Origin of the sequence: Streptomyces sp. ID05-26A (genome assembly GCF_033794685.1) — a bacterium.
GTDB lineage: Bacteria > Actinomycetota > Actinomycetes > Mycobacteriales > Pseudonocardiaceae > Lentzea.
On sequence record NZ_JARAYZ010000001.1, the window covers coordinates 1,745,901 to 1,760,252 of the forward strand.

The following is a 14,352-nucleotide window of genomic DNA, read 5'->3' on the forward strand; positions in this document are numbered from 1 at the left end:
CAGGCCGAAGTCGTTGCGGCACCAGGTTTAGAGCGGGTTGAGTTGATCAGGCAGGGGCGCAGGCGCTGTTCAATCAACTCAGATCAACTGGGGAGTCCGAGTGGGTAGACGAGAGCGGCCGATCGATCCCGAGGAAGGCGCGGTCCAGCGGTTCGCCTGGGAGTTGCGGCAGCTGCGGGAGAAGGCGGGCTCACCGAACTACCGGACGCTCGCCCAACGCGCGCACTACTCCGCCACCGCGCTGTCGCAGGCGGCCGCGGGCGAGCAGTTGCCGTCGCTGGCGGTGGCGCTCGCGTACGTCCAGGCGTGCGAAGGCGATGTGGACCATTGGGAGCAACGCTGGCGCGAGGCGGCCAAGGGGGACGACGACTCACCGCCGTACCTCGGGCTGACGGCGTTCGGCATCGGTGACGCGGACCGGTACTTCGGGCGGAACGAGCTCGCCGCCGACATCACCGCCCGCATCCGGCGGCAGCGCGTCGTCGGCGTGTTCGGGCCGTCCGGGTCGGGCAAGTCGTCGTTGCTGCACGCCGGGGTGCTGCCCGCGCTGACGGACTGGACGGTCGTCACCGCGACACCGACGACCTGGCGCGGCGGCCAGGCCGATCTCGTGGTGATCGACCAGTTCGAGGAGCTGTTCACCCACTTCGACAGCGCGGTCGACCGGGAGGCGTTCGTCGCGTCGCTGCTGGACGGCGACCGGCGGGTGCTGCTGGCCGTGCGAGCGGACTTCCTCGGCCACTGCGCGACGGTGCCCGAACTGGTGGAGGCGTTGCGCGACGCCCAGGTGCTGGTCGGGCCGATGACCGACGAGGAACTGCGGGCCGCCGTCGAACTGCCGGCCGAGCGTGCCGGGCTGAAGGTGCATCCGGACGTGCTCGCGGCGGCGATGGCCGACGTGCGCGGGCAGTCGGGCGCGCTGCCGTTGCTGTCGCACGCGCTGCTGGAGACCTGGCGAAGACGCGACCGCGGCCGGTTGACCCTCGAGGGCTACCGGGCCAGCGGTGGCGTCACGGGAGCTGTCGCCGCCACGGCCGAGAGCACCTATGCCGAGCTGTCCGTCCGTGGACGGGCCGTCGCGCGCGCTGTGCTGCTACGGCTCGTGCAGACGCACGACGACGTGAACGACCTGCGCCGCCGAGCACCGCTCGACGAGGTGATGGCTGCGGGCAGGCCGTCTGACACCGCACACGTCGTCAACGTCCTCGCGAACGCACGGCTGATCGTCGTCGCTGATGGCGTTGTGGAGCTCGCGCATGAAGCTCTCGTGCGCGCGTGGCCCCGGTTCCGGCAGTGGATCGACGACGACCGGGAGTCGTTGCGGCTGCATCGCGACTTCACCACCGCCGCGACGGCCTGGCAGTCGGCCGGCCGCGATCCCGGTGAGCTCTACCGGGGTGCCCGGCTCGCCGCGATGCGGGACCTGGCCGGCCGGATCGAGTGGCCGGTGTCGTCCAACGAGCTGGAGCGGGAGTTCCTGCAGGCTGCGGTGGACGAGGAGAACGCGTCACGGCAGGCGGCGAACCGGCAGTCCCGTCGCCTGCGCACGCTGGTGAAGTCCCTGGCCGCGTTGACGGTGGCGTGCCTGGTGGTGACGTCCGTGGCCGTCGTGCAGGGCAACGCCGCGCTGAGGGAGCAGCGGGTCGCCGAGTCACGTCAGATCGCCGTGCAGGCACAGGACCTCAGCGCGTCCTGGCCGGATGCGGCCGCACAGCTCGCGGTGGACGCCTATCGCAGTTCAGCGACCGCCGAAGCACGCGGAGCGTTGCTCAGCACCGCGGCCTACAAGCCCGCACGCACGGTGTTGAAAGATCATCGCGGAACGGTCCGTGCGGTCGCGTTCAGCGCCGACAGCTCGTTGCTGGCCACCGCAGGTGATGACCACTCAGTGCTGCTGCGATCGCCTTCAGCCGTTGCGGCACCGACGGTTCTGACGCAGCACAACGGCACTGTGCGCGCGCTCGCGTTCATGCCCGGCGGCACGACACTCATGTCCGCAGGCGATGACCGGCGAATCATCTTGTGGGACACGAGAACACACCTGCCGTTGCGGACCATCTCTCTCGACGCCGAAGTACGAGCCCTCGTGCTTGCGGCAGACGGCACAACGGCCGCAGTGGCGACGGCAGACGGCCTGATCTCGTTGTGGCGCACGGAGGACTGGACGCTAACGGGCACGGTCCTGCACGAACTGGGTGACGTACACGCGTTGGCGTTGAACGGATCCGTGCTCGCCGCAGGTGGCGAGAAGGGCACATTGGTGGTGGAGAACGGCGTCCCGCACACGTTCACCGACCACGTGTCAGCAGTCCGCACAGTCGCGTTGAGCCCTGACGGCCGTGTGCTCGCTTCTGGCGGTGACGACCATCAGGTGGTGCTGCGCGTGCTCGCGACCGGCAAGACGTCCGGGTTGCGCAGGCACGTCGGCGGTGTGCACTCGGTGCAGTTCGACGCGACCGGCACCAAGGTCGTCTCGACCAGCGACGACGGCAGCATCCGCTGGTGGACGGTGCCCGACGGCGGCTGGCTGACCGGGTTGATCACCCGCACGCACCCGTTCTACGTGGCGGCCCTCAGCCCGGACGGCCACTGGTTCGCGGCGGGCGGTGACGAGAGCGTGAGCCTCTGGAGCCTGCCGCTGCCGCCCCTGACCGGCCACACCAGTCCCCCGGACGGCATCGCGCTCTCCCCGGACGGCGCGGTGCTCGCCACCGGCGGCCGTGACCGGATGGTCCTGCTGTGGAACCGCGAGGGCAGGCAGATCGGCCGCATCGACGTCCCCGCGCACGTCACGGCGCTGGCGTTCCGCAACGCCGGCGAGATCGTGGTCGCCGACGTGCGCGGCGTGCTGTCGTCGTGGCGGACCGACGGCCAACTCCTGCACACGTGGCAGGACCATCGCGGCGCGATCAGGAGCCTCGTCGTCGCGGGCGACCGGGCGGTGACCGGCGGCGCCGACGCGGCCGTCGTGGTGCAGGACCTGAACGCCACCGAACCGGGCCGCGCCCTGCCCACCGCCCACTCGGGCCCGGTGAACACCGTGGCGCTGCTGGGCGACCTGATCGTCTCGGGCGGAGCCGACGGCCGGGTGCTGCGGTGGGCCGGTGACCAGGTCGAGGTCGTCCGCGAGACCGGCCCCGCGGTGAAGTCGATCACCGCCGTGCCGAACACGGACCTGCTGGCGGTGGGCGACGCGGGCGGCGAAGTGGCCCTGTGGGACCGCAACGGCAAGGCGCGCACACTCGTCACCGGCCGAGGCGCCATCGGTGCGGTCACCGCCAGCCGCGACGGCACCACCGTGGCCGCCGCCGCGAACGACAGCCTGATCACGCTGTGGCAGGTCGCCGACGGCACGCAGGTGGCAACGCTGACCGGGCACACCGGCCCGGTCAACGCCGTGCTGTTCGACGCCGACGGCGACCTCACGTCGTCCGGCCCGGACCCGCGGGTGATCAGGTGGGACCTCGACCCGGACCAGGTGATCGCCCGCCTGTGCGCCTCGGGTTGCTAACGAGCCAGGTCAGGCAGCACTTCGGCCCCGGTGAGCTTCATCAGCACGTCACCGGGGATGAGGATCTTGCTGCCCCGGATGCCGCTGCCCACGATCAACTCGGGGGCGGCGGCCACCTCGGGCGAGACGAGGATCGGCCAGTCCGCGGGCACCCCGACGGGCGTGATGCCGCCGTACTCCATGCCGGTCAACGCCACGGCCTCCTCCATCGGCGCGAACGACGCCTTGCGCGCGTCGAGCCGCTTGCGGATGACACCGTTCACGTCCGCGCGCATGGTCGCGAGCACCATGCAGGCCGCATAACGGACCACGTCACCCCGCTTGCCCGCGACGACCACGCAGTTCGCGGAGGCTTCGAGCGGCGACCCGTAGTGCGCGCAGAACTCGGCGGTGTCGGCGAGCGTCGGATCGATCTCGGCGACGGCGACGCGATCCGCGCCGTCCAGGGTCTTGAGCGCGGCCGCGACCGGCTCGGGCACGAGGTCGAGGCGGGAAAGCACAGGTACGGGTTCGAGAGACCCGGCGATGGTCCACACGGTATCCATTGTCGCTGCTCCGCAGACTCCGGCGAATTCGCCTGGCAGCTGGTCGTCCGGCCCCCGCGAATTCGCTGCCCATCCTGTCAAAAGCTGTTTGACTTTGACGCTGCGTCAACCTCTACCTTCGATTTCAGAGCGCGAGGGGAGAACCGAAATGGCCTGGTCGATCGCCCAGGTGGCCCGGATGTCGAAGGTGACGTCCAGGACGCTGCGGCACTACGACTCGATCGGCCTGCTGCCGCCGGCCTGGATCGGCGACAACGGTTACCGCTACTACGAGAAGGAACAGGTGCACCGCCTGCAGCAGATCCTGCTGCTGCGCGACATGGGCCTGGGTCTCGACGTGGTGGCGGAGATGTTGAGCGGCACGAACCAGCTGACCGTCCTGCGCAACCACCACCAGTGGTTGCGCGACGAGCAACAGCGGCTGGACCGCATCGCCAACACCGTCGCGCGAACGATCGCAGAACTGGAAGGAGGGGACGAGATGAAGATGGAAGAGCTGTTCGACGGCTTCGACGCGAAGAAGCAGGAGCGGCACGAGGCCGAGCTCGTCGAGCGCTACGGCGAGGGTGCACGGGAGCACATCGCGGAGAGCCGCAAGAAGATGAAGGGCTGGACGCGCGCCGACGCGGACCAGTTCATGGCCGAGTGGCGGGACGTCGCGGAGAAGCTCGGTGCCCTGTACACGGAGGGTGCGGCGATCGACGCTCCGCAGACGCAGGAGCAGATCGACCGCCACTACCGCTGGATCTGCCTGAGCTGGACGCCCAACCGGGAGTCCTACAAGGGCCTCGGCGACCTGTACGTCGACTCGGACGAGTTCCGGGTCAACTTCGAGGTCGACGGTGGCGGCAACATGGCCGAGTGGACGCGTGACGCCATGGCGCACTACGCCGACACGCGCCTCTAGGAAGATCACCGGGAGCTGCAGATCCCGGTGATCACCCCAGGTCGAAGGCCTTCAGAGCCGCCCGGTTGAACGCGGCCAGGTCGTCGGGGTTGCGGGACGTCACGAGCGTCCACCCGTTCATGTCGCACACCCGGACCTCTTCGTCGGCCCAGTCACCACCCGCGTTGCGGATGTCGGTCTGCAGGCTCGGGAACGAGGTCAGCATCTTGCCGCGCACCACGTTCGCCTCGACGAGCAGCCACGGTCCGTGGCAGATCGAGGCGATCGGCTTGCCGGCCGCGACCAGGGCGTGCACGAGTTCGACGGCGTCGTCCTCCATGCGCAGGAAGTCCGCGTTGGCGACACCACCGGGAATGACCGCGCCGACGTAGTCGTCGGCACTGGCATCGGCGAACGTCGTGTCGACCGGGAACGCGTCGGCGGGCGTGAGGTGGTGGAAGCCACGCACCTCACCGAGCTTCGGCGCGAGCAGGCGCGGTACTCCGCCGGCCTTCTCGACGTGCGCCCACGGATCCGTGAGCTCGATCTGCTCGATGCCTTCCGACGCGACGAGGAACGCGATCTTCTTCTGTTCAGCCATGCACTTCGGCTACCCGGCGAAGAAGGAGACCAACCGGTGCCGGATCTCGGTGCGATGGGTGACCATCGGCGCGGCCGAGTCGATCAGCCACAGCTCCCCGTCGGGGAACGCCGCCGCCGTGGCCTTCGCCACGTCCTCGGGGTGCAGAGGGTCGCCGACAGCCCCGATTACCAGCACCGGAGCAGTGACCGCAGCCAGCAAGGAGGCATCCGCGACCGCGACCTGACCCGGCAACTGTGTGGCGGCGGCTTCGAGCCTGGTCAGCGCGGCGCGACGCTCTGCCACGTAGGCCGGCGGGCCCGTGGTCAGGTCCGCGAGCTGCTGCAACGTGAACGACGGCCGGGGCTGGTCCAGCACGGCGGGCAGCAGCAGGGCCACCCGCGCGAAACGATCGGGTTCGACCGACAACAGCCGCACCAGCGCACCGGCGCCCAGCGACACGCCGATGGCGTGGTCAGCGGGAACGGTGCCCAGGTCGGCCGCGATCCGGCCGTAGTCCCAGTAGCCCTCGGGCGCGTCCGGGGCGTCGCCGTGCGACGGCAACGTCACCACGACGCGGGTGCCGGGCAGCCCGGAGGCGGGGATTCGAGCCTCACCGGGCGTGGCGCCGAGCCCGTGGGCGACCAGGGTCACCGGTGAGCCGGAGCCGTACGGGTGGGTGATCACCAACGCGGGCCGCGCTGGACCTCGATCAGCTTGGGGCGCACGTCCACCATGTAGACGAGCACCGCGATGAGGCCGGCCAGCCAGAAGATCGACCCGACACCACCGGGTCCGAACAGCAGCAACGCCGCCGTCCCACCGCCGGTGATGCCCAGCCAGGCGGGCTTGGTCATGCGCTCGGCCGCCGTGTAGGCGTCCACCCGCTGGGTCAGCGCGTGGAAGAAGGCGAACAGCCCCACCACGGTGAACACCACGTCAAGCGCGAAGTACACGACGGTGTCGAGGTACCAGATGCTGAAGATCGGGATGTCGAACACCTCCCCAGACTACGTGCACGTACGCCGGGAGGGGAGCAGCCCTCGCGGACTGCTCCCCTCCCGGTGGTCTCAGAGACTCACTTGGCGGTGTTCGGCGTGGTCTTCTTCGCCGTCGTGGTCGTGGTGCGGGTCGTCGTCGCGGGCTTGCGCGGCGCCGTGCGGTTCGCGGTCTTGCGGGCGGTGCTGCGGACCTCGTGCGCGGCCTCGCCACCGACCTCGACGATCTCCTCCGCCAGCTTCTCGGCGGCGTCCTCGACCTCGTGGGCGACCTTCTCGCCGACCGAGCGGGTGCGGCGGGTGACCTTGCCGAGGACGTCGTCCGCGATCACGCGGGCGTCGGCGGCAGCGGACTCGGCGCGCTTCTGCGCGGCCTCGACGGCCTGCTCGACCTGCTCCACGGCCTGCTTGACCTGCGGCTGGGCCTTGATCTGCTCCAGCGTCTGCTCGCCCTGGTCGGCGAGGTAGGTGTACAGGTTCACCGCGGAGGCGGTGTAGGCGTCGACCAGCTTCTTGAGCTCGGCCGGCTGCAGCTTCTCGCGCAGGTCCTTGAGCTCGTTCGGGATGTCGACGGCCTGGGTGCGGGCCTCGTCGGCACGCTCCTTGGCCTTGCCGAGGGCCTCGACCACGGCCTTGGCGGCGAGGTCACCGGCACCGAGCGCGGCGAGCAGCGCCTGGCGTGCGGCGTGGGCGCCCTGCTCGGCGGCCTTGCGAACGTCGTCCTGGGTGAGCTTCGGCATGGAGATCAGTCCTCCTTGTTCTTGGCGGTGTTCTCCCGCCGGAAAGATTCGTAGACGTCGAGCAGCACCTGCTTCTGCCGCTCGTTCAGATCGGTCGCGGCGACGATGGCGTCCGCCAACGCACCGCCTTCGCGCTGCTGGAGGATCCCGGCCTCGACGTAGAGCACTTCGGCCGAGATGCGCAGCCCCTTGGCGATCTGTTGAAGGATCTCCGCGCTGGGCTTGCGCAGTCCTCGCTCGATCTGGCTGAGGTATGGGTTGGAGACACCCGCCTGCTTCGCCAACTCCCGCAAGGAGATCTTGGCGGTGTTGCGCTGCTCGCGGATGTACTCACCGATGTTGCGGCCGAGGTCCGCGACTGCTTTGTCGATGGACTTGTCCACTGTTCCCGCTCCCGTTCCTCGTGCCACCAACTACGTTAGCGACGAGTGCTAGCAGTTGCAAGCACCCTGCTAGCAATCGCTGCGTGTGCTCCGCCACAGGGATACCGTGGGGGTGACATGGACGACGCGGTGGCCTTGCGGGCCGAGCTGGCGGACCACCTGCTCGGCGCTGGCGTGCTGCGCGATTCCCAGTGGCACAAGGCTTTCACCACCGTCCCGCGGCACGAGTTCCTGCCGCGCTTCTACCGTCAGCTGCACAGCGGCGACTGGGAGCGGATCACCGAGGGCGACCCCGGCTGGCTCGGCCTGGTCTACGCCGACCGGGTGTGGGTTACCCAGTTCGACGGCGACGACACGGTGACCGGTGGCACACCGACCTGCTCGTCGAGCATGCCCACGATCATGGCGATCATGTTGGAGGCACTGGACGTCCACAACGGACAGTCGGTCCTCGAGGTGGGCACCGGCACCGGTTACAACGCGGCTTTGCTTTGCCACGTGGTGGGTGCGGACAACGTGACGACGATCGACGTCGACCCGAACATCTCCGGACGGGCACGCGAACGCATGCACCGCAACGGTTTCTTCCCGACCTGCGTGACGGGCGACGGCGCGCTGGGCCACCCGGAGCGCGCACCGTACGACCGCTTGCTGGCCACCTGCTCCGTCGCGACCATCCCACCCGCCTGGCTGGAGCAGACGAAGCCCGGCGGTCTGGTGGTCACGACGCTGCACCGCCCCATCGGCGCCGGACTGGTGCTGATCGTCTCCCGCGGCGACGGCACCGGCGAGGGCCGCGTGCTCCCCGAGGACGGGCGCTTCATGCCGTTGCGCGCGCACGCCCGCCCACCGGCGGTGAAAGGGACAGGCACGTTCGACCGTCGCACCACGACGGTTCCGTTCACGACGGTGCTCGACCCGGCCAGTCCCTTCGAGTTCTTCGCGGGCATCTCACTGCCGGAGGTCGTCGCGGGGCCCAACTGGTTGGCCCATTCGGACGGATCCTGGGTGCACCACCGCGGCTCGCACGTCCACCAGGGCGGCCCGCGCCGGCTGTGGGACATCGCCGAGGACGCCCTGGTCGCATGGCACGACCTGGGCAAACCCCGCCGCAACCAGTTCGGCGTCACGATCGGACCCGGCGGTCAGCACCTCACCCTGGGGGAGCTGAGCTGGCATCTGTGATCAACAAACGAACGTCACGACACGGGTCACTGAATCGACCCCGGGCGGATGCGGTGCGTCATGATTCGACGCATGTCGAGATTCCGTCAGCAGGCGTTGCTGACCGGCTGCGTGCTGACCGCGTTGCTGACCGCGGCCGGGCTGTTCGTGACCGACCACGGCATCAACCCGCACCTGTGGCTGATCGTGCTCGCGGTGGCGTTCCTGGGCTTCCTGGCGCTGCTCGACCCGTGGGTCCGGCGCAGGCACAACGCCGCGCTGAGCACTGACGAGCACCTCGACGCGGCGTGCCGGGCGCTCGCCGTCGGCCTGCAGGCGCAGTGGAACGAGGAGGTCCGTTCGCGCGGCCTCACCGACCCGGACGTGCTCGACCTGCACTGGATCGCGCCCGAGCTGGACGTGAGCGACGAGCCGGACGCCCCGCCCGGACGCAGCGACGCGGTCGTGGGCGCGTTCGAACGGCAGATCAACCGGCGGATGGTGATCATCGGCGAGGCCGGCACCGGCAAGTCGACGGTCGCGATGCTGCTGACGTGCGGCCTGCTCGACCGCTACGACGGCGGCATGGTGCCCGTCCTGCTGCCCCTGTCGACGTGGAACCCGGCGGTCGAGGACATCCGCACGTGGCTCACGCGCAGGCTGTACGAGGACCATCCGGCGTTGCGCAACACCGAGCTGTACGGCAGCTACGCCGGTGATCTGCTGATCGAGCAGCACCTGGTGCTGCCCGTGCTCGACGGCCTCGACGACATCCCCGCCCACCAGCGCGCGGACGCTCTCTCCAGGATCGCCAAGGCCTTCCCCGCGAAGCGGCCGATGGTGCTGACATGCCGCACGGACGAGTTCGCTTCGGCCGTCCGCCTCGCCGGTCCGCTCCCCGGCGCGGACGTCGTCGAACTGGCCCCGCTCGACCTGGACGAGGTCGCGGCCTACCTGCGGGCGAGCGCCGACAGCTGGGGTGCGGCGCGCTGGGAGCCGGTGTTCATCCAGCTGCGCGAGGAACCGGACGGCAGGCTCGCGGACGCGTTGTCCACGCCGCTCACGATGTGGCTCGCCAGCATGGTCTACGCGGACAGCGAGGCCGAACCGACCGAACTGCTCGACCGCGGCCGTTTCCCGGACGCGCGGTCGATCTCCGACCACCTCTGCGACGAACTGGTGTCGCGGGCGTTCGGCAACAGGGCGTTCGCGCACCACGCCAAGGCCACGCAGGTCTGGCCCCGCGACCGCGCCCGCAAGTGGCTCGAGTTCCTGGCGCACGAGATGCGGGACCGGGGCATCCGCGAACTGGCCTGGTGGGAGCTGCGCCGGTCGGTCGGCAACACGTGGCTCGCGTTGCTCGGCGCGCTGGTGCTGGGTGCGATCGGCGGGTTCGGCGTCGGCTGGCTGATGGCGTACTCGATCACGCCGTCACTCGCCCCGATCACCGGCCTGGTCGCGGGCATCGGCGTCGGCGCGGCGGCACTGACCGCCTCGCACGAGCGCAAAGCCAAGCCACGCCTGGGAATCGCGCGCAGTCTGCTGCTCGTACCTGGTGTGCTCGGGCTCGCCGCCGGGCTGGTCTTCGGTGCCCTGTACGGACTTTCCGCCGGACTCGTGGTCGGCCTCGGCATGGCCGTGGCGATCGCGCTGCGGTTCGCGTTGTCGAGCGCCGCCGAGCTCTCGCAAGCCTCCAGTCCTCTGTGGACGATGGCGCGCGACCGGATCGCCGTGTGGACCGGATCTCTCGTGCTGGCCGTGGTCTTCGGTTCTGCGGCAGCACTGGTGTTCGGTCCCGGCCAGACCGGCATGGTCGGGCTGGGACTCGCGTCCGGGCTGATGCTCGGGTTCGCGCTCGCCGTCCTGCACCTGCGCTGGTGGTGGTTCACCGTCGCGCGGATCTGGCTGGCACTGCGCGGAAAACTCCCCTGGGAGCTGATGGTCTTCCTGGAGGACTCGCGCAAGCTCGGCGTGCTCTGCCGGGCGGGAGCCTGCTACCAGTTCCGTCACGGACTGGTGCAGGACCGCCTGGCAGAGCACGAGGTGATCACTCGGTCCGCAGGCCAAGTGCTCCGGTCGCCCTTCTCAGCGAAGGCAACGTCAGAGCAGTGACCGCGAGCACCAGCGCCACCGAGGCGCCGGTGAGCGTGGCGATGCCCGCCCAGTCGTAGGCGACCTCGGCGTCGAACACCCGCGTGACCATCACGCCGAGCAGCACACCGGTGCTCACCGCGATCGCCGTCGACAACACCAGCGGCACGCCGTTCTGCCACACCAACGACCGCGCGAGTACGCCGCGCGGCACTCCGCTGGCCGCCATGACGGCGAGCGAACGCCGTCGTTCCCGCACCTGTTCCAACGCCATGACCAGCAACGACGCGCCCGCGAGCAGCAGGGTGAGCACCGAGCCCGCGATCAGTGCCCGCCGGACCGCGTCGAAGATCAGCTCGACCTCGGCCGTGTCGTCCTGGCCGTAGAAGTAGGCGTGCACCCGCCAGCTGTACGGGGCGATGGCGTTGCGCATGTGCTCGGCGGCGTCCGGCACCGCGAGGTCCAGCTCGGCCTGGAACTGGGGTGTGCCCGCGGAAAGGTCGAGGCCCTCGGCCGCAGCCGGGGTGAGGAAGAGGCCGGCCGAGATGCCGGGCACCTCCTCGAGCCGGGGCACGGTCCACGCGCTCTTGCCCTCGACCATGACCACCTGGCCGGACTCCGCGTCGGCCGAGCCCCGCAAGAACCGCACGAGGTACGCCTTGCCGTCCGTGCAGTCCGTGACCTCCGCCTGCGCCTTCAGCGCCGTGCACGTGCCGACGGAGACGTTCGTCGTGCGCCCGTCCGGCAGCTTCGCGAAGGTGCGGTCGAGCACGTGCACGGCCCGCACACCCTTGCTGGCCGCCACCGCGTCCCTCATCGCGGCGGTGTCGAATTCCTCCTTGGGCGTCAACGCGACGAAGTTGTGGACCACGTCCCGTTTCTCCTCGGCGACCACGTCCTTCTCCACACTCGCGATGATGACCTGCAGCGTCACCGTGCCCGCGAGCACCACGCCCACCCCGCCGACGACCCGCGCCGCCGTGCCCGCGTCGAGCTGAAGCCTGCGCAGCGCGAGTTGCAACGCGGGTGTCCCACCGCGCATCCAGTTCACGACCCGCTCCACGAGCCACGGCAGCATCACCGGAATGCTCAGCATCAGCAGCACCACACCGGCGATCACGTAGAACTGGAACTGCGAGTCCTTGTCGCCGATGGCGCCGAACTGGCTGACCAGCAAAGCGATTCCGGCGACCGTCGGCACGAGGCGCCACCACAGCCTGCGCCGCACCGGCTTCTGGTGCCGGACCACGCCGAGCGGTTCGATGATCGTGCGGCGCATGGCGAACAGCGACGTGAGGACCGCGAGCACCGGCACGGCCACCAGCACCAGCGCCGCGAGTTCCGGCGTGGGCAGGAGGTCGGCGGGGAAGATCGCGACCTCGGCGACGGAGATGTCGTCGGCCAGCGGCCGGGCCGCGAAGAAGAACCCGATGCCGAACACGAGCCCGGCGAGCGCGCCGACCAGCGTCTCACCGGACGCGATCAGCCGCACCCGGCTCGCGGCCGCACCGACCAGCCGCAACGCCGCGAGCCTGCGGTCGCGCTGGGCCGCCGCGAGCCGGGTCGCCACGCCGACGAACACCAGCACGGGGAACAACAGGACGACGATGCCGACCAGGCTGAGCATCCACAGCACCGGGTCGAGGCCCTGGCGTTGGTAGGACTGCCCGAACGCGTAGACCCTGTTGCCCTCCTGCTCGGTGATCGTGGCGTCGCCCGCGTAGAAAAGGAGGTCGTGCGGGCCGACCAGGCCAGCCTGGCTGATCGTGCCGATGACCTTCTGCGGGAACCGCGGCCCGAGCAGTCCGCCGTCCGGTGAGGTGAGCAACTCCGCGAGAGCCGGTGACACGACGATCTCGCCGTCCCGCGGCAGCCGCTCGAGCCCCGGCGGCACCGGGGCGTTCTCCGCACGCACGTTGACGTAGTTGCCGGGGATGTCCAGCGAACGGAAGTGGACGTACATCTTCTCCAGCAGCAACGGCGCCGGTCCGGTGCCCTGCTCGACCTCGTTGAGGGAGTCCGCCCGGTCGTCGCGCACCTTCAGCGCGTTCGGGATCGCGGCGGCGAGCAGCAGCACGGCCACGCACAGCCCGATGCCGACGCCCTGCAGCACGAGCCGGCCCCACGACTTCCGGCTGCCCCCGACAGCCAGCCGGACGCCGAGGGCCAGATCGCCGATCACCTGTTTCATCGAGCGAACTCCGCGTCCCTGGCCTTGCCGTCCCGCACCACGACCTCGCGGTCGGAGTAGGCGGCGACACGGGCCTCGTGCGTGACCAGTACGACAGCGGCACCGGTCTCCCGTGCGGCAGTCGTGAGCAGGTGCATCACCCTCTCGCCGTTGAGCGAGTCGAGCGCGCCCGTCGGTTCGTCAGCGAAGATCACCTTCGGATCGGTGACCAGCGCACGGGCGATCGCCACGCGTTGCCCCTGGCCGCCGGACGTCTCGCCGGGCCGCTGGTCCGCGACGCCGTCGACCTCCAGCTTGGCCATCCAGTCCTTCGCGAGGCGCTCGGCGTCCCTGCGCTTCCTCCCGCTCAGCCGCAACGGCAGCGCCACGTTCTCCAGGCAGGTCAGTTCCGGCACGAGCTGGCCGAACTGGAAGACGAACCCGAAGTCGGTGCGCCGCAGCTCACTGCGCTCGCGGTCGGACATCGAGGTGAGCTCGCGGTCGCCGTAGCGGACCACACCGGAGTCCGGCGGCAGGATGCCCGCGATGCAGTGCAGCAGCGTGGACTTGCCGGAACCGGAAGGACCCATCACCGCGACGATCTCGCCGGCGCGGATGGTGAGACCGGCCCCTTCGAGCGCGTGCGTCTTCCCGAACGACTTGTGCAGGTCCTGCGCGACCAACAGGCTCATTTCCCGACCTCCACGGCCAGCTTGTCGAGGCGGGCCGCGGTCAGTTCGAGCCACCGCAGGTCGGCTTCGAGGTGAAACAGGGCGAAGTCGCAGATCAGCTGGTCGGCGAGGTCGCCGTCCGCCTTGCGCCTGGTGAGCTCGCGCATGGTCCCCAGGTGCGCCGAGCGCTGGACGTCGAGCACGTCGGTCGCGCTGCGGCCGGACAGCAGGGCCAGCACAACCTTCGAGTAGAGGGTGTTCTGGAGGTACGGCTCCGGCTTCTCCGGTGTGCCGAGCCAGCGCTCCACGTCGGTGACCCCGGCGTCCGTGATCGCGTACCGCTTGCGCTCCGGGCCGTCACCCGCCTCGACGCCCGCCTCGCTCACGAGGCCGTTCTTCAGCAGTCTCGACAGGGTCGAGTACACCTGTCCGTACGCCAGTGGCCGGTCCTGACCGAAACGCTCGTCATAAGCGCGCTTCAGGTCGTAACCGTGCCTTGGACCGCCTTCCAGCAGGCCCAACAGTGCGTGTCCGATCGCCATGCGGAGCACTATACACACGGTGTATACACCCGATGTAGTCATCGGATGCACTGACGGGCGACCGCCGTGGC

The 14,352-nt window shown here is 69.9% G+C and carries 13 protein-coding genes; 4 read left to right on the forward strand and 9 right to left on the reverse strand.

From position 1 onward, the window contains the following. Positions 1–100 precede the first annotated feature (100 nt). Positions 101–3,511: an nSTAND1 domain-containing NTPase gene (locus tag PV646_RS08570; protein WP_500340896.1), complete on the forward strand. Its 3,411-nt coding sequence runs from the start codon at positions 101–103 to the stop codon at positions 3,509–3,511. Here PV646_RS08570 and PV646_RS08575 read toward each other — a convergent pair. Continuing rightward, positions 3,508–4,056, reverse strand: coding sequence for a YbaK/EbsC family protein (locus PV646_RS08575; RefSeq protein WP_500340897.1), 549 nt, complete (start codon positions 4,054–4,056; stop codon positions 3,508–3,510). The genes PV646_RS08570 and PV646_RS08575 overlap by 4 nt on opposite strands. 148 nt (positions 4,057–4,204) lie before the next feature. Between PV646_RS08575 and PV646_RS08580 the strand changes: the two genes are divergently transcribed. Next, positions 4,205–4,963 (forward strand): MerR family transcriptional regulator, encoded by a 759-nt coding sequence (locus tag PV646_RS08580; protein ID WP_500340898.1) that lies wholly within the window; start codon positions 4,205–4,207, stop codon positions 4,961–4,963. 31 nt (positions 4,964–4,994) lie between these two features. On the opposite strand, the gene PV646_RS08585 is transcribed toward PV646_RS08580, so the two are convergent. The 5 genes from PV646_RS08585 to PV646_RS08605 form a co-directional block, all read right to left on the reverse strand. After that, positions 4,995–5,543 (reverse strand): type 1 glutamine amidotransferase domain-containing protein, encoded by a 549-nt coding sequence (locus PV646_RS08585; RefSeq protein WP_500340899.1) that lies wholly within the window; start codon positions 5,541–5,543, stop codon positions 4,995–4,997. Positions 5,544–5,552: 9 nt separating this feature from the next. Continuing rightward, the gene (locus PV646_RS08590; protein WP_500340900.1) at positions 5,553–6,209 is read right to left on the reverse strand and encodes an alpha/beta fold hydrolase; all 657 of its coding nucleotides are present in this window, start codon (positions 6,207–6,209) and stop codon (positions 5,553–5,555) included. Then, a complete protein-coding gene (locus PV646_RS08595; RefSeq protein ID WP_500340901.1) occupies positions 6,206–6,523 on the reverse strand; it encodes a DUF2516 family protein in 318 nt (105 codons plus the stop codon). The genes PV646_RS08590 and PV646_RS08595 overlap by 4 nt, the downstream gene beginning before the upstream one ends. Positions 6,524–6,600: 77 nt before the next feature. Next, positions 6,601–7,260 (reverse strand): RelA/SpoT AH/RIS domain-containing protein, encoded by a 660-nt coding sequence (locus tag PV646_RS08600; protein ID WP_500340902.1) that lies wholly within the window; start codon positions 7,258–7,260, stop codon positions 6,601–6,603. A gap of 5 nt (positions 7,261–7,265) precedes the next feature. Then, a complete protein-coding gene (locus tag PV646_RS08605) occupies positions 7,266–7,631 on the reverse strand; it encodes a helix-turn-helix domain-containing protein (protein WP_500342340.1) in 366 nt (121 codons plus the stop codon). 129 nt (positions 7,632–7,760) lie between these two features. On the opposite strand from PV646_RS08605, the gene PV646_RS08610 reads away from it, so the two are divergent. Continuing rightward, positions 7,761–8,828, forward strand: a complete 1,068-nt coding sequence (locus tag PV646_RS08610; protein ID WP_500340903.1) for a methyltransferase domain-containing protein — start codon at positions 7,761–7,763, stop codon at positions 8,826–8,828. A gap of 72 nt (positions 8,829–8,900) precedes the next feature. Then, entirely contained in the window at positions 8,901–10,919 is a 2,019-nt protein-coding gene (locus tag PV646_RS08615; protein ID WP_500340904.1) for an NACHT domain-containing protein, read from the forward strand. On the opposite strand, the gene PV646_RS08620 is transcribed toward PV646_RS08615, so the two are convergent. The 3 genes from PV646_RS08620 to PV646_RS08630 are packed head-to-tail and all read right to left on the reverse strand — an operon-like array spanning position 10,855 to position 14,281. Continuing rightward, positions 10,855–13,089: an FtsX-like permease family protein gene (locus PV646_RS08620; RefSeq protein ID WP_500340905.1), complete on the reverse strand. Its 2,235-nt coding sequence runs from the start codon at positions 13,087–13,089 to the stop codon at positions 10,855–10,857. The genes PV646_RS08615 and PV646_RS08620 overlap by 65 nt on opposite strands. Then, positions 13,086–13,760: an ABC transporter ATP-binding protein gene (locus PV646_RS08625; protein ID WP_500340906.1), complete on the reverse strand. Its 675-nt coding sequence runs from the start codon at positions 13,758–13,760 to the stop codon at positions 13,086–13,088. Before PV646_RS08625 ends, PV646_RS08620 begins: the two co-directional genes overlap by 4 nt. Then, positions 13,757–14,281 (reverse strand): PadR family transcriptional regulator, encoded by a 525-nt coding sequence (locus PV646_RS08630; protein WP_500340907.1) that lies wholly within the window; start codon positions 14,279–14,281, stop codon positions 13,757–13,759. The genes PV646_RS08625 and PV646_RS08630 overlap by 4 nt, the downstream gene beginning before the upstream one ends. Between the last annotated feature and the right edge of the window lie 71 nt (positions 14,282–14,352).

Coding starts and splice junctions, on each gene's coding strand:
- PV646_RS08630 (WP_500340907.1), bottom strand. CDS start 14,281: ATGGCGATCGGACACGCACTGTTGGGCCTGCTGGAAGGCGGTCCAAGG.
- PV646_RS08575 (WP_500340897.1), bottom strand. CDS start 4,056: ATGGATACCGTGTGGACCATCGCCGGGTCTCTCGAACCCGTACCTGTG.
- PV646_RS08625 (WP_500340906.1), bottom strand. CDS start 13,760: ATGAGCCTGTTGGTCGCGCAGGACCTGCACAAGTCGTTCGGGAAGACG.
- PV646_RS08620 (WP_500340905.1), bottom strand. CDS start 13,089: ATGAAACAGGTGATCGGCGATCTGGCCCTCGGCGTCCGGCTGGCTGTC.
- PV646_RS08610 (WP_500340903.1), top strand. CDS start 7,761: ATGGACGACGCGGTGGCCTTGCGGGCCGAGCTGGCGGACCACCTGCTC.
- PV646_RS08600 (WP_500340902.1), bottom strand. CDS start 7,260: ATGCCGAAGCTCACCCAGGACGACGTTCGCAAGGCCGCCGAGCAGGGC.
- PV646_RS08585 (WP_500340899.1), bottom strand. CDS start 5,543: ATGGCTGAACAGAAGAAGATCGCGTTCCTCGTCGCGTCGGAAGGCATC.
- PV646_RS08615 (WP_500340904.1), top strand. CDS start 8,901: ATGTCGAGATTCCGTCAGCAGGCGTTGCTGACCGGCTGCGTGCTGACC.
- PV646_RS08580 (WP_500340898.1), top strand. CDS start 4,205: ATGGCCTGGTCGATCGCCCAGGTGGCCCGGATGTCGAAGGTGACGTCC.